Below are 21,059 nucleotides of genomic sequence, written 5' to 3' on the forward strand. Positions count from 1 at the left end.
ATTACCGATATTAAGAGTGGATGTTGTAAAACTTCACAGCAGGCTTAGAGACGAACCATATTTAGGACTCTAGAAGTGATGGTTTGCAGTAGGAGTATACAGAAACAGTAATTGAAACAGAAAAAAGGGGGTATCGTTTAATAAGAAAATAAATTATTCATCAAGTTAGGCAGCGGGAGAGAGTGAACGTTCCAACGAATTTCGTTTTCCTCATACATAAGATCCCGGATTTGAGCAGCCAGTTTCATAATTATTAGAAGCATTGAAGTAGACTTATGGAATCTCTAGTTAAACAGTCATGGCAGCTAGGTACAGCATCCTTTGATACGAAGTTAGATTGAGTTGCAAAACGACCACTGCGCAGCATGCTCCGATACCTTCGTGCGCCGTGAGTCGAGCTTTTTCATGCTAACTTTCGAAAAAAACCATGCAAATTTTCAGATTTTTGGAATTTTTTCAAAAATAGTATTCTTTCTTATTTCATGTCTGCTTTGGAAGAAGTATTACACCCAGGAGGTTTTGGCTTAACTATGAAAGTTATAGGAATAGGTAAAGGTAAAAGTAAAGGTGCTGCAGGTACAGGTAATAAAAACTATTTCAACAAGAATTTATGGTTCTCCATGCTTAATATTCTGATCATCGGCATTTTATTGATCGGCGTGAGCGAATATCTGCAAAAGGATATTTTGCTGAAAACGCTCAAAAGCCAAACGGAAACCGTAACGACGAAATGGGCCAAGGATTTTGATCATAAAGATGTTGAGGCCGCCTTGGCGGATACAAGCTGGGATACTCAAGCCCAGAAGGATTTGACTACTCAATTTAACCGGATTTCCGAATACAATCCGAACGTAGCACAGGGTTATTTGTTCGGCACCGAACTGAAAGACGGGAACCAAACGAGCTTGATTGCTTTTCCGGATAACGTGCTTGATGCGTTTAAGCAAGAAGGGATGAAGGTTGGCGATTTCTATGAACAGCCAGGTCCGGTTGCTGATGGAATTAGAAAAATGCTGAAAACGAAAGAAAAAACGTTTACTGACGTATATAGCGACGGTTTTGGAACCTGGATGACGATTCTGTATCCGATAGCGGATGACTCCGGGAAGATTGACGCTTATTTTGGCGTAGACGTGGATGCGAGCATGATTCCTGACGGCCGCAAGACGTTTTTGGAAGAAACGGTGATTCTCCTTCTGATCGCTTTGATCATTTGCGGCAGCTTGCAGTATTACGTAGCCAGAAAAACGCTCCTGCCGCTTAATGAACTGGTTGGCGGTATTCAAAAGGTTTCAAGGGGCAAGCTGAATTTCTCGCTTAATGAAAAAGGCGCGTTCGGGGAACTGAACAAACAATTTAACAGCATGGTGAACCATGTCAGATCCGTTATTCAAGGCATTCAGGAGACAGCTGTGAGCTCCTCCGAGGTGTCCAAACAACTCTTTACGATTACGGAACAAAATAAACAAGGCGTCGATGTGATTACCGCCGAGGTGGCTGTCATGAATGAAAGCGCGGGTACCCAGGTGGTATCAACGGCAAATGCCGGGGCTTCCATGCAGCAGATTTCGGCTTCCCTGCAAACGATCGCCAGCAATGCAAGTCATGTCTCAAGCGCTTCCCAGGAAATGCAGAGCAAATCCGAAGAGGGGAATATGGCGATGCAGAGCATTGCCACTCAAATCAGCCAGATCAGCGAGACCTCTTCCATAACCTTTGATACGATGAAAATCCTTGAATCGAAATCCGAAGAAATCGGTTTGATTCTGAATCTTATCAAGAATATTACCGAGCAGACCAATTTGCTTGCGCTGAATGCAAGCATCGAAGCGGCACGTGCAGGTGAGAACGGACGCGGCTTCTCGGTCGTTGCCGGTGAAGTCCGCAAGCTGGCTGAGCAGTCCAAAGAGGCAACCGACCGCGTTGGCGCTCTGGTTGAAGAAATCCAGCAGGAGACCGGCAAGGCGGTAACTTTTGTCTCCCGCAGCACAGAGGAAATTAAAACAGGTCTGGCGCTGGCAGCTGAAACCGAGCTCAAGTTCGAAGAAATCATGCACGCAACCCAGCAGGTTGCCGATCAAGTCATCGATATTTCCAGCTCTACCGAACAGATTTCGGCTGGCACGCAAGAGGTTACGGCTATGGTGGCCGAGCTCTCTGAGATTTCCACGCGTACTTCAAGCAATGCCCAAAGCATTATGAATACCGTGTCCGATCAAGAGAAGTCTTTTGAGGAACTCCACGACTATGCTACCAAGCTTTCAGAAGTAGCTGAGCAGTTGAACCAAATGGTAGGCAAATTCGAAACGAAATAAGGCTATTTGGAATGAAGCGTTTGAAATAAAAGCTATTTAGAGACAGAAACGTGAACCTTATATAAAACCTAACAGACACCAAAACAAGAGCCGGATTCTTCAGCTGTGTTTTGGTGTTTGGTTCCTAAGGAGATGGAGAGACAATATGTTACTGGAACTACTGATGGAGAGTAAACAACAGCCTTTGACGGAAGAACAACTGCAGCAAGAGACCCTCGCCAGCCTGTTTAGTAGAGCGGCCTCTCAACACTTGGACAACATCGCTATTTCTTATGGTTCAAGGGAAATTACTTATAAACAGCTTGAACAATTAAGCGGACAGGTCGCGCATGCTTTGATGGAATCCGGCCTGGAAAAAGGCGACTTTGTAGGTCTTTATATGGAGCGCAGTCCGGAGACCGTTATTTCGCTGTTAGGCGTTATGCGTGCCGGCGGGGTTTATGTTCCTATTGACCCGGAGCATCCGATTGAAAGGGTTCGTTATATCGTTGAGGATTGCAGCAGCAGATTTATTTTGTACAAGGAGCGCTATGAGGAGAGTGCGGTTCAACTAGCGGGAGACAGCGGGCAGACAAAGCTGCTGTCCCTGGAATCCGCATTTGCTCAGGCCCCGGCCGAGTTCAACAACGTTCCACTCCAGCCGGACGATCTGGCTTATGTGATCTATACATCGGGTTCTACCGGCAAACCGAAAGGTACCCTGATTGCTCATCGCGGAGTTGTTAATCTCTATCATTCGATGACCCGTTCCCTGCAGCTGTCTTCAGAGGACGTAGTGACCCAGTTCTCGACCTTCAGTTTCGATGCGTCTGTGGTTGATACCTTTGAGGCGCTGCTGAACGGCGCGCATCTCGCTTTGCTGACCAAAGAAGAACAGCTTACACCGGAACTGCTCGTCGATTTGCTGGAGCGCCGCGGTGTAACCCACATCGGATGTCTGCCGACCTCCGTGTTCAATCGAATTGCGGAGACGACAACTCCGGAGACGAAGAAGAAATGGAAGACCGTTAAGACGGTGCTGGTAGCGGGTGAAGCTCTGTTGTCCGAACATGTCCGCAAGTTCCAGAGTAAATTTGGCACGGAGATTACGATTATTAACGGATACGGTCCAACGGAATGTACGGTGCTTACAACGATCTACAAAGTTACTGAACCTTGGGAAAGTACGGCAAATACCGTTCCGATCGGTTATCCGCTGGACAACTACGAGTTGTATGTCGTGAAAGAGGACGGCAGGCTTGCCGAGGACGGAGAAGAAGGCGAGCTTTATATCGCGACCCCGGGACTTTCCAGAGGTTATCTGAATCTGCCTGAGAAAACGAACGAAGTGTTTATTACGAATCCTTTCCGCGCGGATAAATCTTCAATGCTTTATAAGTCAGGGGATATCGTCAGAAGATTGCCGGAGGGCAGCATCGAATTTCAGCACCGCAAAGACGGCCAGCTGAAGCTGCGCGGGTTCCGGATCGAAATCGGCGAAATTGAAAATGCGCTTTCCAAACATCCTCACATTCTGGATGGTGCGGTCGTGGCGGTTGTGGAGCAAAGCGTGGTCAAGCATTTGTCCTGCTTCTATACCGAGAAAGCACCCGTATCCGTTAAGGAGTTAAAGGAGCACTTGAAAGATTATGTGCCGCAGTACATGATCCCGGCTTATTTCTACCGGCTGGACGAAATTCCTTTGTCTCCTACCGGCAAGGTGGACCGGAAGAAGCTGCTTACGATGGACAACCCGGAAGCGGCCGAAATGGCGGAGCCGTTTGAGGCTCCTGTCGGCAAATTGGAAACGATGCTGGCTTCATTGTGGGCGGAAGTTTTGCAGTTGCCTAAGGTAGGCCGGAATGTCAGCTTCTTCGATATTGGCGGCGACTCCTTGGCTGTTATGGCGGTTCTGTCGCATTTGAAGCTGGATTATTTAAGCCTGCGGATGAATGATTTATACGAACATACAACGGTCGAGGCATTGGCGGCTTATATCTCTACGCTGAACAGCGAGGAGGAAGAGACCGAGGAACTAATCAACGAATATAAAGATCTCGAAGAGCTGCCCGTATTGCCTAAGGTGCAGCTGCTGAACCAGGATGGTCTCGGAACGGAAATTTTGCTGACCGGCGGAACAGGTTATCTGGGCTCCCATTTACTATACGAGCTGCTGGAGGCTACGGATGCTAACATCCATGTGCTGGTCCGTCCTAAAGCCGGTGAATCCGGTTTGAGCAGAATACAAAAAACGCTGGATTCTTATTTTGGCAGCAGCGTATTTGCAGCGCATCAAAGCCGGATTTTTGCTATGGAAGGCGACCTCGTTCAAGAGAATCTCGGATTATCTGATACAGACCGAAGCTTGATCGGCTCGGCGATCACCTCCATTATTCATGCGGGAGCAGACGTCAGACATTTCGGCAAATCGGAAGAATTCCAGGCCACTAATGTGAGCGGTACAGAGTCGCTGATTGATTTCGTGTACGACAAGCCGTCTATTCGCTTCCATTTCATCTCGACGATCGGTATTCCGGAAGACATGGCAGCTGCGGGAGTATGGGAGGCTAATAACAGCAGTCCGGAGCAGTTTTACGACGTTAAGCTGGAAAGTGTCTATACACACAGCAAGCTGCTGGCAGAGAAAGTAGTGGCCGATGCGATTCAGCGCGGTTTGCCATGCTCCATCTACCGGGCCGGCAACTTGTCCTGTCACAGTGGGACGGGGCACTTCCAAACGAACATTAACGAAAATTTCTTCTATCGGATGATCAAGGCGTTCCTGCTGCTGGGCAAAGCCCCTGCCGTAAATACACACATTGACATCACTCCGGTCGATTTCGCCAGCCGCTTTATGGTCAAGCTGATGCTTCGGCCGCTGCTGGGCGAAATTTATCATATCTGCAACCCGGATCAGCAGCGTTACGAGATGTTGATCGCCTCGTTAATGGAGATGGGATACGATATCGACCTGCTGCCGCAAAAGCAGTTTGAACGCTGGGTGCTGACGGAAGGACGCAGCATCAGTGAAGAAGCCGTTCAACTGGCGGTTGCTCTGCTTGAAGGTGACGGGGTACGGACTACGCCTTACCGTTATTCAAGCGAAGCATCGTTCCGCAAGGCCGAAGGCCTGCAGCGGACGCCTGCGATGGATGAGCTGCTGCGCAAGCTGGCAGGACATGCGGTGGAGCGGGGATATTTCCCGGAAGCGCGGAAGTAGAAAGGAAAGGACCCCGATTAGGGTCCTTTTCTATTGAGCCGGAATGGCGGCAAAAGCTGCTTCTACAAACCGTTTGTGTTTCTTGCGCATGTCCCGCTCTTTGGCGGGTTCTAGTCCCCATGTGGACAGTTTGGAGGCGGGCCGCAGGGCCGCGCATAAATCCCAGTAGGGCAAATGATGATAATGGACATCAGGCATGAGTCTTTTATATTCGGCAGTGAACACATCAAGCGCTTCCTGTCCCCATGCCCACAGAATCTCCAAACGAGCGTTGGCCAAATCGGCCAGCGGATCTCCAAGCGCCGCATCTTCCCAATCGATAACGGCTATCAGCTGTTCTCCTTGCCAAAGCGTGTTGTCCGGCCAGTAATCTCCGTGGAGCAGGACGGTTTTATTCCATTCCGGCAGCGGCCAAACCGTCTCCAGCACCTGGCGGATTCCTTCTTCGCTGAGCGACGTGTCCGGCTTAATGGGATTTTTGGCGAGCAGCTGTGTATAGAGGGTTTCCTGTCTCGGCAGGAAAGAAAAAGCCCCTGATTTTATCGGCAGCTGATGCAGCAGAGCTAGTTGTTCTGCTAACTGGCGGCTGCAGGCGTTCAGATCGCCAGGTTGCCAATCGCTATCGCTTTCTATGAATTGTATGAGGAGATAGGGAGAATCAAGCAAGTCCCGTGAATCGTCTACCGCATATGGCGCAGGCACCGGCAACTTAGCTTTACGCAGGGAATCCAACAGGAGAAACTCGTCTTGGGCGATCCGGGGATTCCGGGCCAAGTCGGCAGACCCGTGCTGGCGGATGATGACTTTGTTCAGCTGTCCGTCTGCCTGCCGGAACTCAAGCGCGGTCAACTCGGCGGAAACGCCGCCCTTAAGCGGCCAATGGCGGAGCAGTGTGGAGCCGGAGAAATTTTTTTCGATAATCTGCTGATAGGGATTTGGCTGCATAGGGCACCTCACCTGAAATTAAATCGCACCGAGTCTGGAATTCAATAGTTAGGGTGCTTTTAGTTTAGTTCGTGTTGGAGGGGCGGGATTCCTTTCTCCGAAACAGGAGGTAAGGTGCGTTTGTGAGGTGAATTAGACGGATCCGGGCAGGGAGAAGAACCCAATATTACCGCCACTTATTTAAAAGTTGTATATCCCGAGGATCAAGGTTTATAGTGATAATCAGTAGTTTATATAGCATTTAACAGCGGAAGCGGAAGGGAGTAATAGAACATGAAATATAAGCAGCTTGGGGCAAGCGGATTACAGGTTTCGGCTCTCGGTTTGGGTACCAATGCGTTCGGGAAACGTGCGGATCAGGAGACATCCGTGAACATCATCCATCAGGCCTTGGATAGCGGCATCAATTTTGTGGATACGGCCAATATCTATGCGGGAACCGCATCGGAATCGATTATCGGGGAGGCTCTGGCGGGAAGACGGCAAGAGGTGGTTCTGGCGACTAAAGCTGGTTTGGTTCGAAATGAAGGACCGAACGGAAGCGGGTCCTCGCGGTTCCACCTGCAGCAGGAGCTTGAGCAGAGTCTGCGCCGGTTGAAGACCGATTATATCGACCTCTACCAGATTCACGCCTTCGATCCGAATACTCCTCTGGAAGAAACGCTCCGCACCTTGGATGACATGATTTCTTCGGGGAAAGTCCGCTACATAGGAGCATCTAATTATGCGGCATGGGAGCTTATGAAGGCGTTGGGCGTCAGTGAACGCAAAGGTTTTGTTCCTTACGTATCCGTGCAGACAAGCTATTCCCTGGCAGACCGCACACCGGAGCAGGAGCTGGTGCCGCTCTGCCTGGACCAGGGGGTCGGAATCATTCCTTATTTCCCTTTGGCCGGAGGTATTCTTACCGGAAAATATACGGCCCCGTCGGATACGCCTGCCGGCTCAAGAGCCCAAACCGACCCGAGCTTCCAGCGGTTTCTGGATGAGAAGACGATCGAGCTTGGGCGTCAAGTGGCCAGACTCGCGGGTGAACTCGGCTGCTCGCCAAGCGCGCTTTCGATTGCCTGGCTGATGGGCCGTCCTGCTGTATCCACCGTCATTGTCGGGGCTACGCGGACTGGACAGCTTGAAGATAATCTCACCAGCGTTGAGCTCGATTTGTCTGATGAGGTGAGAAAGCAATTGGATGAGCTGAGCGCTTCTTTTCGTTACGGGGAGGCTTTTGCCGTTTATCGGCTGTCTTGATAAGAGTGCTTTAAGCAGTTTAACTGTAAAAAGAATAAGCGATGTTAAGAATCTGAATCTCCCGCTGACGGCTGGGGGGTTCTTTTTTTTCAACAGCCGTGGGGCGGGCCGAGCGAATAATACAATTATGTGCATATTTTCCCAATTTGACGTGTAGGGGAATTGCACATGGACCGCTTGGATAAAGAACTGGCTATCTCACATTGGAAGGGAGAGATGCCGGCCAAAAGGAATAGACCGCATCCTAGCATAGGGGCGGTCTATTCCAGAACTAATCAGAAGCCGACCGACTTAGAAGTGGTCGACTGCGCGGGAAGCCGGTTACAGCCGGCTCCTTTTTCTATTTTTATTATATATTCACAAACGGGTATACATGTAAGCATTATTCCCCTATTACGGATGCTAAACCAGTAGCAACGGCCGCCAAAACTTCTCGCGCCATGTCTTCCGCCGGCTTCAATTGCGGGTGTCTGCTCCACTCAACGGCTGCTCCAAAAATGCCCCAGCTTGCAATGAGGGCCGCAGTCTCTACCGATTCTCGTGAAACGGATGGTTCCGATTGTTCACTTAACCAGGAAAGTAATAGGTCATTTAGTTCCTTTTGCATCGCGACCTGAAATAACGGTTCATACTGACGATCAGCTAAAGTCATATACGGGCGAGTACAGTAAAGAAAATCGAAAATGATTAGAATAAGCAATCGCAGGCTCCCCATATCGGATAATGCACCGTTAGGCAACTCATCCTTCAGCTTCTCTTGAAATTTCTCCCTCATCCAGCTCTCAAGAAATGCAAACTTGTCTTCAAAATGCGCATAGAAGGTGGAGCGATTAACGGTCGCGTAAGTGGTAATATCTTGGACGGTAATAGAAGAGACATTCTTTTTCTTCTCAAGCAATTCCATAAAGGCTTGCATTAATAATTGACGCGTCCGTTTTACACGGGGGTCGTTTGTCTGAGTAGGCATGTTATGTTTCTCCCTCTCTCTTAAGGATATATTGGTTAGCTTGTTTTTAGAGGACTGTTTTTAGAGGACCTAAGGAATAACAGATCAGCAGGTGTGTTGGATAAGCCACAAATGCGCTTGTTTACTGGTTGTAGAACTAAAATGGCTTAGATAAGATTAACACAGACAGTGTGGTTTTTACTACACTGTTGGGTTAATTGTGTAAGCAGTAAATTCCTATCATGGTGATTGCTTGTGCAATTTAACTATGGACTTTTTATCCAGACCGTTGTTGCAAAATGATATACCAGATAAACCAGGGGAGGACAACTCAAATGGAGGGAACATTGAACATGGAGAACTTAGATGCTACCATGAGGGCCATTCGATTCCATGAATACGGCGAACCGACCGATGTATTGCGCCTGGAGGAGGTGACGATCCCAGAGCCAGGGCCGGGACGTATTCGTGTGAGAGTACGTGCCTGTGGGTTAAATCCGGTTGACTGGGTAACGTCCCGGGGACATTTTGCCGGTCAATTGCCCTTGCCCCGCGGGATCGGGCTGGACGTGGCAGGTATTGTAGACGCCATTGGAGAGGGAGTAACCGATGCTGCCATCGGGGATGCCGTTCTGGGCGGCGCAGATTTTATGAGTGGATCAAGCGCCGGTGCGTCTGACCAAGCGATCATGTACTACTGGTTTCGCATGCCTGCCGGACTCGACTTTGTTCAAGCAGCAGCGCTGCCCATGGCGGTCGAAACCGCCTACCGGGGCATTGATACTCTCGGGGTGAAGTCGGGGCAGACCGTATTCGTGCACGGAGCGGGCACCACGGTAGGGTTCGCCGCCGTTCAGATTGCCCTCATGCGTGGTGCCCGAGTGATCGCAACCGCAGGTGCCACCTATGCCGACAAGCTCCGTGTTATGGGGGCGTTGGTGACCTCCTACGGTGACGGAATGATCGAACGGGTGACCGAACTGGCGAAGGGGCCGGTTGATCTTTCTCTGGATACCGCGCCAATCAGCGGTTCATTAAGAGATCTGGTCCGGATCGTCAATGGGCATCCCCAGCAGGTCCTAACCGTCAGTGATTTCGCCGCCGCCGCTGAACTTGGCGTTCGCGCCAGCTATGGGGAGCTGCATACCGCACGTTATGACGTTGTCGGCGATTTTGCCGGGTATGCAGCAGACGGCAAGTTCACGGTTCCGGTCGCCAAGACTTTTGCACTCGACGACTGGCGTACAGCTGTCGAAATCAGCCTGAGTGGGAGTGCCCATGGCAAACTGGTCCTCCTGCCCGACTCTGATTGATGTGCATATATAACTGATGAATTTCCTGAATGAAGGAGGACATGCATTGAATAAGAACCAGCGAGAACATAGCGCACTGATTACAGGCGCAAGCAGCGGGATCGGGTTGGCATTGACCCGGAAAATGCTGTCGGAGAACCGTCAGGTAATTGCTTTGATCCGGTCGGATTTTCCAGCGGACGATAGATTCCTCCAAAATCATCTCAAGGACGGGCAGCTCCGAGTCTATAAAGTGAAGGATCTCACCGATTATGACAGCTTGAGATACGCTTTGGAAGAAATCAAAAGCAAGGAGCAGCGGATTGATATTTTATTTAACAACGCCGGAGGAGGCTTAAGTGAGCTGCGCTATTCGAAACAAGGCCGCGAATTGCATTATGAATTGTTGACGGTCGTTCCCTATATTATTCTGATGGAATTGAAAGAGCTGATAAAGAACGGGAGCTTAAAAACGGTGATTAATACTTCATCGCAGGTGTTCAGATTTACGAAGAATTTTTCAATTGAAAACTTGGAGCACCCCAAAACCTTCCGCAAAATGTATGGACCCTATGCGACTTCAAAGCTGGCTCTTTCGTTGTGGACCCAAGCCATCGCACCGCAGCTTGCCAAGGAAGGCATCAAGATCCGCAGCGTTGACCCGGGCATTAACAACACACTTAGAAAAGGAAAAGATTCCGGACTGACCGCAGGTTTTGAACTGTTTATGAGGCTTTTCTCCTCTCCGCCTACCCATGGCGCCAACCTGTTGTTTGAGGCGGCCCTCGGCAAACACCGCAATGAAACCGGCGTATTTTTGTTCAAGAATCGGGTTGCGGACTTGAAATTTACAGAACATGCGCAGCGTGTGCTGGATAGAATCACTGATATTTATAGCCATGAATTTCTTGGCGGGAGTGTTCAAGTTAATGGCTGAGTACAAGAAGCAGGAACCTGATAGCACATATCAGCTAAAGCTTTCAATCGTGTTAATTAATTGAATAAGACAACAAAGCTCTCAAACGCGGCTAAGCCGTTTGAGAGCTTTGTTTATCAGGCAGGTACATTTACCTATTAGGCTTTACTGTGAAGGGTAACCAGGTAACCATCTGGGTCGGCAAATGTAAAAGTTCGTCCGAATGGTCCATCTATTGGTGCAGATGTAATCTTTACGCCTGCTGCAAAAAGCTTGTCATGGATTTCTTGCGCATCAGGGGCATGAAGCCACAGAGCGACACCAAGTCCAGGCTGAGTACCTGAACCGAGTTCAGTTCCTGGCATTAAGTCGCGAAGGGCAAATGCAATAGGTTTTGTTTCAAAGACCACAGCATGAGGGGGTCCCGCCTGTGAGCGGACGAGGCCGAGATAGTTTTGATAAAATTCCGCAGAGACTTCTAGATTGCTTACTTGAAGTGAAATGAAATCGGGTCCAGTTACTGGCATAATGTTCTCCTTTGTATATGGGATTACTATTCGTGTCTGGAGCTTTTGTCTAAGTGTTGGCAAATCCTCAGTGCGCCACTCGGTTCATTATAAGCTCATGTATAACCTCACTTTCATTAGAGATGTCTTGATTATACAGGCCCCTTCCTGCCAACAGTATGTCAGTAACGTTTTTTCATTTTTTCGATTTCTTCTCTTATGCGGTTTTTGAAGGATTCCGGTTCAGTTACTATGACATCGGCCCCCCATCCAAGAATCCAACTCAGCAGTTCCTCAGGTTGACGGACGCGAAAAGTGACATGGTATCCATCTTCTTTAGATTCGGCAGTCTCCATATAATAGTTGTTTGCTTCTTCAACTTTATCGCTGATTTCTGAATTAAAAATTGCGCAGACCCGTATGCTGCGGGTATCCTTCGGCCTATAGGATTGAAGGTTGAAGTTATTGGGAATTTGAAACGTATCCTCAGTCACGGTAAGGTCACTGATTCGGGAGACCCGGAAATGGCGAATATCCTTCCGAAGGTCACAGAAAGCAACTAATAGCCAGCCATTCTGCTCATCATGTGCCAATCCAAATGGCGATACGGTTCGCACATTTACCCGGTTCCCATCAGTCCCAGCAACCCGCTTGTGATAGGTGAAACGAAGTTTCTTGCCCTTCAGCATGGCTTCACGAATGCTTCCCAAGTTTACTTTCTCTCGCATCATTACGGCCATTTCATCTTTTTGGATCAGACTGATGCTCCCTTGTATTCGGTTTGTCTCCTCACGGATGGGGCGAGACAGAATGGCTTCTATTTTTCTGCGGGAAGAATGAGCACTTTTGCGATAAGTTGGATCAAAACGTTTTTCTACGAATTCAGCTCCAAGAAGAAGGGATACTGCTTCTTGGACTGTAAAACTAATGGGTGGAAGAAAAAAACCTTCCATCAAAGAGTATCCTAATCCTGTCTCACCAACTATGGGGACACCCGCTTCACTCAAAGCTTGCATATCACGATAAATCGTTCTTATACTAACTCCCAAGACATCCGCTAATTCATCGGCTGTCAGCAATTTACTTCGCTGCAATTCCATCACAATCGCTAAAAGACGCTCTGTTTTATTCAATTGAAGCTGCACTCCCTTGTCGGAATTCAGCCATTCATACCTTCAGGTAAACGTGGCTCCAAATCACTACTCCCTAACCAACAACACACAGCACTCCACATGACTTGACTACTGGTCACTGATAAACTTGCCTAGATAATGGCGGTGGCGGCGAACTTGTATTGAATGTTCGCCGAACCATCCGCCTTGACTACAATCTTATCCACCAAACGATGAAGCATATCGGGTGTGAGTTCTTTCAGACCCATAAACTTCTTTAGTTCTTTCTTCATGCGTAACATACTTTCCGCGCCGCTGTTACTGTTATTCGCAGTAAGGCTCACTAGCTTGGATTGTAGGCTTGCAATTTCCTCATTATTACTTTGAGTAACCTCTTTATATTCCGCTTCCGTTATCATTCCACTGGCAAGAAGTTTAATGAAACCCTTCTTTTGCTCTTTCAAGTTATCAATTTGTTTCGATAATGACTGAACCTGTCTTTCCGCTTGTTTAGCCGCCTGTTTGACTTTGAACTCAAGTTGTTCCATAACATCATTCTCATTGAGCGTGTTTGACAGGCGGCGCAGGTCATCAAGGATTACCCCTGTAAGTTCATTCTCCCTAATGCTATGTTGGCTACAAACGTGCTTGCCATGCTTGTAGTAATTGCCGCATACATAGCCTTTTCGATGTTGGACATACCACAGGCTTTTTCCGCAATCCGCGCAATACAGGTGATTCGTATAAAGATGCTTTTTAGCCTTCGGTTTCGCTTGCTGTCGCTTCCGTCCTTCCATGTACCTTTGAACGGCTTCATAATCTTCCCTTGATATTATCGCAGGGTGGGTATTCTTGACGACTATCCGCTTTTCTTTCGGCAGTTGCTCTCGTCCCTTTACCGTGACACTTTTTGTCGTCTGTCTGAATTGCTCCAAGTCGCCGACATAATGCGGATTACTCAGGATAATTTTAATGGACGAACCCTGCCAATATTGCCCTGCATTTTTCTTACCGATAACCTGAGCAGGTGTAGGAACTCCCTCGCGTGTCAGTGTTCGTGCGATTGAATCGAAACCCTTGCCCTCAAGGTACATACGATAGATTCGCTTTACTACGTTCGGTGTGTCATCGTCAGCAAGAATCAGCTTGCTTTGTTGAAGTCTGTACCCATAGGGCGGAACAGAACCTTTGAACTCGCCTTTTCTCGCTTTACTGCTGAGGGCGGCTTTAATCCGATTAGACGTGCGTTGTGATTCATCCTCATACAACCAAGCATATAAACCGAACTTTTGAATATCTCCTGTTAGCGAGTTAATTGCCCCATCCAAAGTAATGATGTGAATACAATTCTGCATAGCTATATCCCTGATTTTATAGGACAGACCACCGTTCCGTGCAAGCCTTGACAACTCTTTAGCTAGGATAATATCGAACTTCTTAGCCTTCGCATCCTCAATCATCCGAATGAGATTCTCGCGCTTTGCAGTTGTCCCACTTTCGACATCAATATACAGATGATGGATGTCCCACTTCTGCTTTTCGATGTACTCATAGAACAAGCTTTTTTGATTCTCTAGCGACAACTTCTGTTCTTCTTTATCTGTCGAAACCCGAATGTATACTGCACATCTCATAGTTACGCCACTCCTTCACTATGAGATGTATTGGCGTTACTTTCATTATACTGGAAATCGGCTTCATGTTCTATCAATCTGTCGATTTCCGAGTAAACGAACGGCATAAACAAGTCTAGGAATGTTGCGCTGTCATCATAAGTACGTTCTACTTTCATTCGTAATTCCTCCCTTTGGCGTTTTCGCAGTAACAATCGCGGTAGGGATAGAAATAATTGCGAGATGGTATCTAATTTTTTTTCAAATGATGAACTCGGGCGGCAAACCACAACAAGAGCATAGGTCATTACGATTGATAAAGCGGCAGAGTAAACCAACTTCTCCCTAGCTATACAAAGCTTAAGCGGTCATTTTCACTAGCTTTAATCAACGAAATTACTTCACAATAATTTACAGATACCTCCATTACAGCCAACTAATTTGTATGCTTCGCTCTGCCTTTGCCTATTGAAACTGGATTATCCTGCGAGAAAAAAACTTACGATTACGCGCTATATGTTATAAAAACAAACGATTTACTTTTAATAGGAATGTAAGCAAGAGGAAAGGAGGGGCGGCGGTGGATAGATATATGTCCGTACGAGAGGTAACGCTTGCATTAGGGCTTTCAAAAAGCACCGTCTACCAGTTATGTAAAGCGGATGTTCTTCCATATACGCGAGTAGGCGCAAGCATCCGATTCAAGGAAGCCGACATAATCCAGTTCATGGAAGCAAACAAACAAGGAGGACGTTAATCAATGGAAAACTTCATCGGAAAGCTTTACTCCGTCTCTGAGGTGGCGGAATTGCTGAATGTGGACGTAAAAACGGTTTATCTATGGCAGAAGGAAAAGAAACTTCCTGCCCTCAAACTCGGTGGCTCAACATGGAGAATCCGGGAGCAGGACTTGAAGCTGTTCATACTCGAAGCCATCGAAGAAGGACGTAAATAATGGAGGACGGACACATGAACGAACATAATGACAAACAAAGCTTCTATACGGCTGAGGAAATCGGGCGGTCACTTGGCACAACTCCTGAGCAGGTAAAAAGGTTCACACAGCAAGGACTGACAACCTTCATACCTGCCAACTCCCGAACCTATTCAAAGTATGGGTTCAGGGTATGGGAAGCCGATTTACTGGCTTTCTTCAACTGCAAGACGTTCGATGACTTCCGCAAGTTGAAATATCGGGGATGCTAACAGGTGGGGCTTATGCTCCACTTTTTCCTTATAGGAATAACACAAATGCTTGCTCACGCTTTACTGCTTTTCCATAGATGCCTACTCGCTATTATTTCAAAATTTTTTTATGCCCTGCATACCTTGTAAAGCTAACCTGAGACTTCACGAAGTGAAGGCTCGGGAGGGCGTGAGAAATGCACCGACACATAAAGAAAGCCCTCCTACCGCTAATAGGAGAGCATCAAGAAGGACGTGAAGCTATGAGAGTTATCAAGGACAAGCTACGACTTGTTGCATCTCTTACCACAGAGGAAATCAATCGCATTAAGTCACTATTCCCTACCAAACGCCATAACCTCTATTTCCATTATAGTTACTACCAACGTAAACCTAACTTCTTCGCGGTGTGGCTACTCCCTAAGAAACCGTTTGTCTACCGTTTCTTCAATGCTATGCTATCCTTCAATCCTGCTAATCCACCGCTCGAAGCATTGGAGATATTTAATATGATTGAGCCTGAGCGTTGGAAGGTCAGCAGACTAGATGTTGCTTTTGACTTCTCTACGCCTTACGAAGATTGTTTCTTATTGCCGCCGCCGACTAACCTCAAAATCAGTAGGTATGAAACAACCTTATATTATGGGGCGGCAAAGTCAGCGCTATCGGTCTGTCAGTACGATAAACAAAAGCAACTAAAGGAAGTTAAGGGTATTGATTCGCTTCCAATGACGAGAATCGAGTTCCGATTGAAACCAAAGCAAAAGCCGCTTACTAGGTACGATAAGGAAGACTTTATAAAAATGAAAGGCTTCCGGTTCGTTTCTAACACAAACGAGTTCACTGGTCTTCGATGCTTGCTAAAGAGTGTGACCAGTGGGAAACGTGATTGGAGAAACCTAAAGCGGAAAGATAAACAGGCAATTACAGTGGCGGTCAAGGAAAGAACTGTTGACATGCTAGACTTGTTCCTTGAGTATATCGAAGGTGATATTGAAAGCTTTATGCTTGAAGGTTTAACTTATCCTTCATTAATGAACGAATCGCTTCAAGCTGTGTAACATGAGACTAATATAAAACCTGCCCTAAGACGCTCATACTTCTCTTCTAATCAACCGAGTAGTAAGAGGTACCCAGTAGCTAGCATCTTGGACGAGTGGTCTTAGGGACAGTTTACGGTCATCTGACGCGCCTGAAATTTTTTCGAATATCGGTTTGACGTAAATAACCCTCTTTGGTGGTTCCCTATGTTGAAGTATAATTATTATGACAGGCTTGTAACTAAAAAATAGGAAATAAACGTACCCTTATTGTTAATGCGAGGTGTTAATCAATTGAAAAAGGTTCTCATAATTGGAATTGTAGCTAGCGGTAAAACAACACTTGCCAAGAGACTATCCGAGACATTAAAAGTTCCTTGGTATGAGTTGGATAGTATCGTTCATCATCGAACTGAGACCGGAAGGTATAAGCGAACCGCAGATGAGCAGATTGAGGTTATTAAGGACATTGATAAGCATGGTGAATGGATATTCGAAGGTACAGACCGACCATCATATCGTTGTTTATTTGAAATGGCGGATACAATCATATTTCTAGATACACCTTTGTGGAAGCGCAGAATAAGAATCTTAATCCGGTTTCTCAAACAAAACCTTGGTATTGAAAAGTGTAACTATAAGCCTGATATAAAGATGTTAAAAATGATGTATAAGTGGACGCGAGACTTCGAAGAAAACCGCGAGGACTTCGAATCCCGGTTACAGTTATATAAAGAAAAAGTAATTAGACTTTACAATAACAATGACTTGAATTTTGCAACACATTTGCATCATCCAACTGCATAGGACTGTTTATATCCGCTCGAAATTAATGTTATTTTATTGTACATATTCGAACAAAAAAGAGGGGTTCGCCGCCCCTCTTTGCTAATTCCGCCAATACATCTCCGATTTAATTGTCCTTCCGCACTAACAGTGAACAGCACTCCACATGACTTGTCTGCGGGAACATGTCCACCGGCTGGACCCATTCGACGCTGTAGCCGCCGTCGGTTAGCACTTTGCAGTCCTTCGCGAGTGTAGAAGGATTGCAGGAGACGTACACGAAGCGTTTGGGCTTCGTGCGCAGCACGGTTTCGAGGAAGACTTCATCAAGACCCGTGCGCGGCGGGTCGGCAATGATGATGCCCGGCGAGAAACCGGACTTGACCCAACGCGGCAGCAGCTCCTCAGCACGCCCCGTGTGGAAGGTGGCGTTGCTGCGGCCGTTGCGCTCCGCGTTGGCTTTGGCATCCTGAACGGCCTCCGCGATGGTTTCGATGCCGCGCACCTCGGCGGCGTTTGGCGCGAGCCACAAGCCGATCGTTCCCGTGCCGCAGTAGGCATCGACAACGGTTTCCCGGCCTGTCAGCGCAGCTGCGGCGCGGACGGATTCGTACAGCTTAACCGTCTGAAGCGGGTTAAGCTGGAAGAAAGCGCGAGGCGACAGCGTAAAGTCCAGGTCGCCGAGCGATTCTTCGATCGTATCCGAACCCCAGAGGATACGGGTGTGATCGCCGAAGATCAGCGAGGTATTCCGCGGATTGGCGTTTAAGGCAATGCTGGTTGCCTCAGGCAAAGCCAGCCGGATATGTTTGACAAGCTCAGCTTCATTTGGCAACCGGTCCTTGGCAGCCACCAGCGTAACCTGCAGCTGTTTGGACTGAAAGCCCAGCCGCACGACAATGCTGCGGACCAGCCCTTTATTGCTGCGTTCTTGATAAACCGGAATTTGCAGCTCCTGCAGCACGTTGCGGACTTTATCCACCGCGCGGTTCACCTCGGGGTGCTGGATAGGACAGCCGGTAATGTCGATCAGTTCATGCGAGCCTGCCGCGTACAAACCGGCAATAATACCCTCCTGACGCATACCGAGCTGAAGCTGGGCTTTGTTGCGGTAATCCCAAGGATGGTCCATGCCAAGCATCGGCTTCATCCGGATATTTTCCAGACCCGAATAACGAGAGAAAGCTTCGCGCACCAAATCCTCTTTCGCCTTCAGCTGGCCTTCATAAGACATGTGCTGAATCTGGCAGCCCCCGCAAATGCCAAACACCGGGCAGGGCGCGTCGATGCGGTAGGGGGACCTTTTTTCAATTTCGCCGATTTTGGCTTGTATGAATCGTTCTTCAACCTTGGTGACCACAGCTTTAATCACTTCACCGGGAATCGCGCCTTCAATAAATACCGCCTTTCTGCGGTAATAGCCGACGCCTTCGCCGTTAATGCCCAGCCGTTTGATTGTAATGATCAGCCGGTCGCCGACTTTGACCTCCTCGGCATGCTCGTGCCGGGCAGGCTGGGTCTGCTTGTCCTTGCGGAATTTGGATGGCGAGGAACCGGCCTGAGCCGCATTGCGGACTTTAGGCTGGGTTTTGCGTTGCTCGTTTCGCGGATTAGGCTGGCCAGGTTTGCCGGCACTTTCCAATTTAGAGGCTGAAGATCGCGTCCCTCGGCTATCCAGTTTGGATTTATGGAATCCTGGAGGGTTGTCACGTCCGGATGATGTGCGGTTAGATTTAGCGTTAGCTCCCTTGCCGGAAGCGTCTTTCGGTTTCATGGTTCATTTCTCCGTCCTGCTGGATGCAATAGTTTTATAAAGGAATGATACTTTTTTATGCCTGCCCGGTCAATGTTAAGCCCCGCTTGGAAGCCGCCGGTTGGTTGCCCAATCCGGCAAAGCCCGGTAAACTTAACCTAGAAGAAGATTGGTAAGAAGCATAGTATGAAGAAGAGTAAGAGGAGTAGCGACTTTCGGAAGGTATTTATTTCAGTCTTGTTAAATGAGGAGTCTTTATTATTATGAACGTTGAACTGCCAACTTTGGATAAAGCGCGGGAACTGCTGCAGAAATATTACGGTTATCCCGACTTCCGGGAAGGCCAAACCCAAATCGTTGAAAGCCTGCTGACCGGCAAAGACACGCTTGGCATTCTGCCGACCGGCGGCGGCAAGTCGATCTGTTACCAGATTCCGGCGCTGCTTGCGCCTGGATTGACGCTGGTCGTGTCTCCGCTGATCTCCCTGATGAAGGACCAGGTGGACGCGCTTACGGCCATGGGCATTCCTGCTGCTTACATTAACAGTACCTTGTCGGGAAAAGAAGTTAACGACCGCATCCGCGCCGCGCGCCGCGGCGATCTGAAGCTGCTGTATGTTGCGCCGGAGCGGCTGGAGCTGGACTGGTTCCGCCAGGAAATGAGCGAGCTGCCGATTTCCTGCGTGGCCGTGGACGAAGCGCATTGCGTCTCCCAGTGGGGCCACGACTTTCGGACAAGCTACCTGGCGGTTTCGCCATTTGTAGAGAGCCTGCCGGAGCGTCCGGTGGTGGCGGCTTTTACAGCGACGGCGACGCCGGAGGTGACGGAGGATATGGTCCGCCTGCTGCGGCTGGATGATCCGTCTGTCTTCATTACCGGGCTAGGGCGCGACAATCTGGCTATGTCGGTGCTGCGCGGCGAAAATAAACGCGAGTTTATTCTTGAATATGCCCGCACCCATGAAGCGCAAGCCGGCATTATTTATGCTGCTACCCGAAAGGACGTGGACGACCTGCATGACCGGCTGCGTCAGGCCGGTATTGCCGCAGGACGTTATCATGCCGGGATGGGCGACGAGGAACGGGATGCGATGCAGGAAGCTTTCCTGTACGACGACATTCGGGTGATGGTTGCGACCAACGCCTTCGGAATGGGCATCGACAAATCCAATGTCCGTTATGTCATTCATTACAACATGCCTAAGAACATGGAGGCTTATGTTCAGGAAGCCGGACGTGCGGGCCGGGACGGCGAGCCAAGCGAATGTATTTTGCTGTTCAGCGCGCAGGATATTGTGACCCAGAAATTCCTGATCGAGCAGAACCCGCAGGACGATCTGCGCAAGAAAGGCGATTACCGCAAGCTGCAGCAGATGATCGAATACTGCTATACAAACAAATGCCTGCGCTGGGCGATGCTCGATTATTTTGGAGAGAAACATGACCATAAACCTTGCGGCAACTGCAGCTCCTGCCTCGATGACCGCGAGCTGGTGGATATGACGCGCGACGCGCAGATTATTTTCTCCTGCATCCACCGGATGCGGGAGCGGTTTGGGGTGTCGATGGTGGCGTCGGTACTGAAGGGCTCGCAGAACAGGAAAGTGCTGCAATACGGCTTTGACAAGCTGCCAACCTATGCCATGATGCCGCGCCGTACCGAGAAGGAAATCTCCGAGATGATCAACGAGTTTGTCGCCGAAGGTTATCTGATGCTGACGGAAGGGCAATATCCGGTAGTGCGGCTGACCGCCAAAGCTGCGGAGGTGCTGAAAGGCCAGCGCGAGGTGATGCAGCGAGCGCCGCGTCCCGTGCAGGAGAGCGCTGCCAGCAGACGGCGCAGCAACCGGTACGACCTCAGCCCGTCGGCAGTCAATGAGACGGTGTTCGAGCAGCTGCGCCTGATCCGGCGCGACCTGGCCCAGAAGGAGCATGTGCCTTCCTACATTATTTTCAACGATGCCACCCTGCGTGAAATGAGCGTGATCCAGCCCCAAACCGAGCAGGAGATGCTGCGGATCAAAGGGGTTGGGGAGCTCAAGTTCGGCAAATACGGCAAGCCGTTCCTGGATTTTTTCAAAAATGGGGGGTTAGGGGCCGTGCCGGATGACGATGCTCCTGATGAGATGGACTATCACGGAACGGATCAAGACGGATTCGATTTCTAAAATGGATTGTTTACCCTTAAGAAGAGGTTGTGACC

General features: G+C 48.8%; 18 protein-coding genes. 11 read left to right on the forward strand and 7 right to left on the reverse strand.

Annotated elements, in window-relative coordinates:
* Positions 1-530 precede the first annotated feature (530 nt).
* Both CBE73_RS19975 and CBE73_RS19980 read left to right on the forward strand, forming a co-directional pair.
* Positions 531-2,315: a methyl-accepting chemotaxis protein gene (locus CBE73_RS19975; protein ID WP_174704778.1), complete on the forward strand. Its 1,785-nt coding sequence runs from the start codon at positions 531-533 to the stop codon at positions 2,313-2,315.
* Positions 2,316-2,478: 163 nt separating this feature from the next.
* Positions 2,479-5,514, forward strand: a complete 3,036-nt coding sequence (locus tag CBE73_RS19980; RefSeq protein ID WP_174704779.1) for a non-ribosomal peptide synthetase — start codon at positions 2,479-2,481, stop codon at positions 5,512-5,514.
* Positions 5,515-5,544: 30 nt separating this feature from the next.
* Here the strand turns inward: CBE73_RS19980 and CBE73_RS19985 are convergent, their stop codons facing one another.
* The gene (locus CBE73_RS19985; protein WP_094095739.1) at positions 5,545-6,459 is read right to left on the reverse strand and encodes a phosphotransferase family protein; all 915 of its coding nucleotides are present in this window, start codon (positions 6,457-6,459) and stop codon (positions 5,545-5,547) included.
* A gap of 273 nt (positions 6,460-6,732) precedes the next feature.
* Here CBE73_RS19985 and CBE73_RS19990 point away from each other — a divergent pair, with 273 nt between their 5' ends.
* On the forward strand, positions 6,733-7,707 hold the full coding sequence (locus CBE73_RS19990) for an aldo/keto reductase (RefSeq protein WP_094095740.1): 975 nt from the start codon (positions 6,733-6,735) through the stop codon (positions 7,705-7,707).
* A gap of 382 nt (positions 7,708-8,089) precedes the next feature.
* Here CBE73_RS19990 and CBE73_RS19995 read toward each other — a convergent pair whose 3' ends face one another.
* Positions 8,090-8,674, reverse strand: a complete 585-nt coding sequence (locus CBE73_RS19995; RefSeq protein ID WP_094095741.1) for a TetR/AcrR family transcriptional regulator — start codon at positions 8,672-8,674, stop codon at positions 8,090-8,092.
* A 353-nt stretch (positions 8,675-9,027) separates the two neighbouring features.
* On the opposite strand from CBE73_RS19995, the gene CBE73_RS20000 reads away from it, so the two are divergent.
* Positions 9,028-9,966, forward strand: coding sequence for an NADP-dependent oxidoreductase (locus CBE73_RS20000; RefSeq protein ID WP_229752650.1), 939 nt, complete (start codon positions 9,028-9,030; stop codon positions 9,964-9,966).
* A gap of 46 nt (positions 9,967-10,012) precedes the next feature.
* Positions 10,013-10,882, forward strand: coding sequence for an SDR family NAD(P)-dependent oxidoreductase (locus CBE73_RS20005; protein WP_094095742.1), 870 nt, complete (start codon positions 10,013-10,015; stop codon positions 10,880-10,882).
* A 137-nt stretch (positions 10,883-11,019) separates the two neighbouring features.
* On the opposite strand, the gene CBE73_RS20010 is transcribed toward CBE73_RS20005, so the two are convergent.
* The 4 genes from CBE73_RS20010 to CBE73_RS22015 form a co-directional block, all read right to left on the reverse strand.
* Entirely contained in the window at positions 11,020-11,388 is a 369-nt protein-coding gene (locus CBE73_RS20010; RefSeq protein ID WP_094095743.1) for a VOC family protein, read from the reverse strand.
* Between the two features lie 161 nt (positions 11,389-11,549).
* Positions 11,550-12,500, reverse strand: a complete 951-nt coding sequence (locus tag CBE73_RS20015) for a helix-turn-helix transcriptional regulator (RefSeq protein WP_094095744.1) — start codon at positions 12,498-12,500, stop codon at positions 11,550-11,552.
* Between the two features lie 131 nt (positions 12,501-12,631).
* A complete protein-coding gene (locus CBE73_RS20020; protein ID WP_094095745.1) occupies positions 12,632-14,113 on the reverse strand; it encodes a recombinase family protein in 1,482 nt (493 codons plus the stop codon).
* 2 nt (positions 14,114-14,115) lie between these two features.
* Positions 14,116-14,271 (reverse strand): hypothetical protein, encoded by a 156-nt coding sequence (locus CBE73_RS22015; protein ID WP_157739633.1) that lies wholly within the window; start codon positions 14,269-14,271, stop codon positions 14,116-14,118.
* Between the two features lie 413 nt (positions 14,272-14,684).
* Here CBE73_RS22015 and CBE73_RS22715 point away from each other — a divergent pair, with 413 nt between their 5' ends.
* The 5 genes from CBE73_RS22715 to CBE73_RS20045 all read left to right on the forward strand — a co-directional run bounded on the left by CBE73_RS22715 (position 14,685) and on the right by CBE73_RS20045 (position 17,124).
* Positions 14,685-14,849, forward strand: a complete 165-nt coding sequence (locus CBE73_RS22715; protein ID WP_373286366.1) for a helix-turn-helix domain-containing protein — start codon at positions 14,685-14,687, stop codon at positions 14,847-14,849.
* Positions 14,850-14,852: 3 nt separating this feature from the next.
* Positions 14,853-15,047 (forward strand): helix-turn-helix domain-containing protein, encoded by a 195-nt coding sequence (locus CBE73_RS20030; RefSeq protein ID WP_174704780.1) that lies wholly within the window; start codon positions 14,853-14,855, stop codon positions 15,045-15,047.
* Positions 15,048-15,061: 14 nt separating this feature from the next.
* A complete protein-coding gene (locus CBE73_RS20035; protein WP_157739634.1) occupies positions 15,062-15,298 on the forward strand; it encodes a hypothetical protein in 237 nt (78 codons plus the stop codon).
* A 176-nt stretch (positions 15,299-15,474) separates the two neighbouring features.
* Positions 15,475-16,338 (forward strand): hypothetical protein, encoded by an 864-nt coding sequence (locus CBE73_RS20040; RefSeq protein WP_094095748.1) that lies wholly within the window; start codon positions 15,475-15,477, stop codon positions 16,336-16,338.
* 273 nt (positions 16,339-16,611) lie between these two features.
* Positions 16,612-17,124: a P-loop NTPase family protein gene (locus CBE73_RS20045; protein ID WP_094096439.1), complete on the forward strand. Its 513-nt coding sequence runs from the start codon at positions 16,612-16,614 to the stop codon at positions 17,122-17,124.
* A 106-nt stretch (positions 17,125-17,230) separates the two neighbouring features.
* Here CBE73_RS20045 and rlmD read toward each other — a convergent pair whose 3' ends face one another.
* Positions 17,231-18,877: a 23S rRNA (uracil(1939)-C(5))-methyltransferase RlmD gene (rlmD, locus tag CBE73_RS20050; protein ID WP_094095749.1), complete on the reverse strand. Its 1,647-nt coding sequence runs from the start codon at positions 18,875-18,877 to the stop codon at positions 17,231-17,233.
* 242 nt (positions 18,878-19,119) lie between these two features.
* Between rlmD and recQ the strand changes: the two genes are divergently transcribed.
* Complete coding sequence (gene recQ, locus CBE73_RS20055; protein WP_094095750.1) at positions 19,120-21,024, forward strand: DNA helicase RecQ; 1,905 nt, start codon at positions 19,120-19,122, stop codon at positions 21,022-21,024.
* The last annotated feature ends 35 nt before the right edge of the window (positions 21,025-21,059 follow it).

The sequence above is a fragment of the Paenibacillus physcomitrellae genome (assembly GCF_002240225.1).
GTDB lineage: Bacteria > Bacillota > Bacilli > Paenibacillales > Paenibacillaceae > Fontibacillus > Fontibacillus physcomitrellae.

What these genes read in the sequence shown, in the direction of transcription:
- rlmD (WP_094095749.1), bottom strand. Translation starts at nt 18,877, where the DNA reads ATGAAACCGAAAGACGCTTCCGGCAAGGGAGCTAACGCTAAATCTAAC.
- CBE73_RS19985 (WP_094095739.1), bottom strand. Translation starts at nt 6,459, where the DNA reads ATGCAGCCAAATCCCTATCAGCAGATTATCGAAAAAAATTTCTCCGGC.
- CBE73_RS19975 (WP_174704778.1), top strand. Translation starts at nt 531, where the DNA reads ATGAAAGTTATAGGAATAGGTAAAGGTAAAAGTAAAGGTGCTGCAGGT.
- recQ (WP_094095750.1), top strand. Translation starts at nt 19,120, where the DNA reads ATGAACGTTGAACTGCCAACTTTGGATAAAGCGCGGGAACTGCTGCAG.
- CBE73_RS20040 (WP_094095748.1), top strand. Translation starts at nt 15,475, where the DNA reads ATGCACCGACACATAAAGAAAGCCCTCCTACCGCTAATAGGAGAGCAT.
- CBE73_RS20020 (WP_094095745.1), bottom strand. Translation starts at nt 14,113, where the DNA reads ATGAGATGTGCAGTATACATTCGGGTTTCGACAGATAAAGAAGAACAG.
- CBE73_RS20030 (WP_174704780.1), top strand. Translation starts at nt 14,853, where the DNA reads ATGGAAAACTTCATCGGAAAGCTTTACTCCGTCTCTGAGGTGGCGGAA.
- CBE73_RS19995 (WP_094095741.1), bottom strand. Translation starts at nt 8,674, where the DNA reads ATGCCTACTCAGACAAACGACCCCCGTGTAAAACGGACGCGTCAATTA.
- CBE73_RS19990 (WP_094095740.1), top strand. Translation starts at nt 6,733, where the DNA reads ATGAAATATAAGCAGCTTGGGGCAAGCGGATTACAGGTTTCGGCTCTC.
- CBE73_RS19980 (WP_174704779.1), top strand. Translation starts at nt 2,479, where the DNA reads ATGGAGAGTAAACAACAGCCTTTGACGGAAGAACAACTGCAGCAAGAG.
- CBE73_RS22015 (WP_157739633.1), bottom strand. Translation starts at nt 14,271, where the DNA reads ATGAAAGTAGAACGTACTTATGATGACAGCGCAACATTCCTAGACTTG.
- CBE73_RS20010 (WP_094095743.1), bottom strand. Translation starts at nt 11,388, where the DNA reads ATGCCAGTAACTGGACCCGATTTCATTTCACTTCAAGTAAGCAATCTA.
- CBE73_RS20000 (WP_229752650.1), top strand. Translation starts at nt 9,028, where the DNA reads ATGAGGGCCATTCGATTCCATGAATACGGCGAACCGACCGATGTATTG.
- CBE73_RS20035 (WP_157739634.1), top strand. Translation starts at nt 15,062, where the DNA reads ATGAACGAACATAATGACAAACAAAGCTTCTATACGGCTGAGGAAATC.
- CBE73_RS22715 (WP_373286366.1), top strand. Translation starts at nt 14,685, where the DNA reads ATGTCCGTACGAGAGGTAACGCTTGCATTAGGGCTTTCAAAAAGCACC.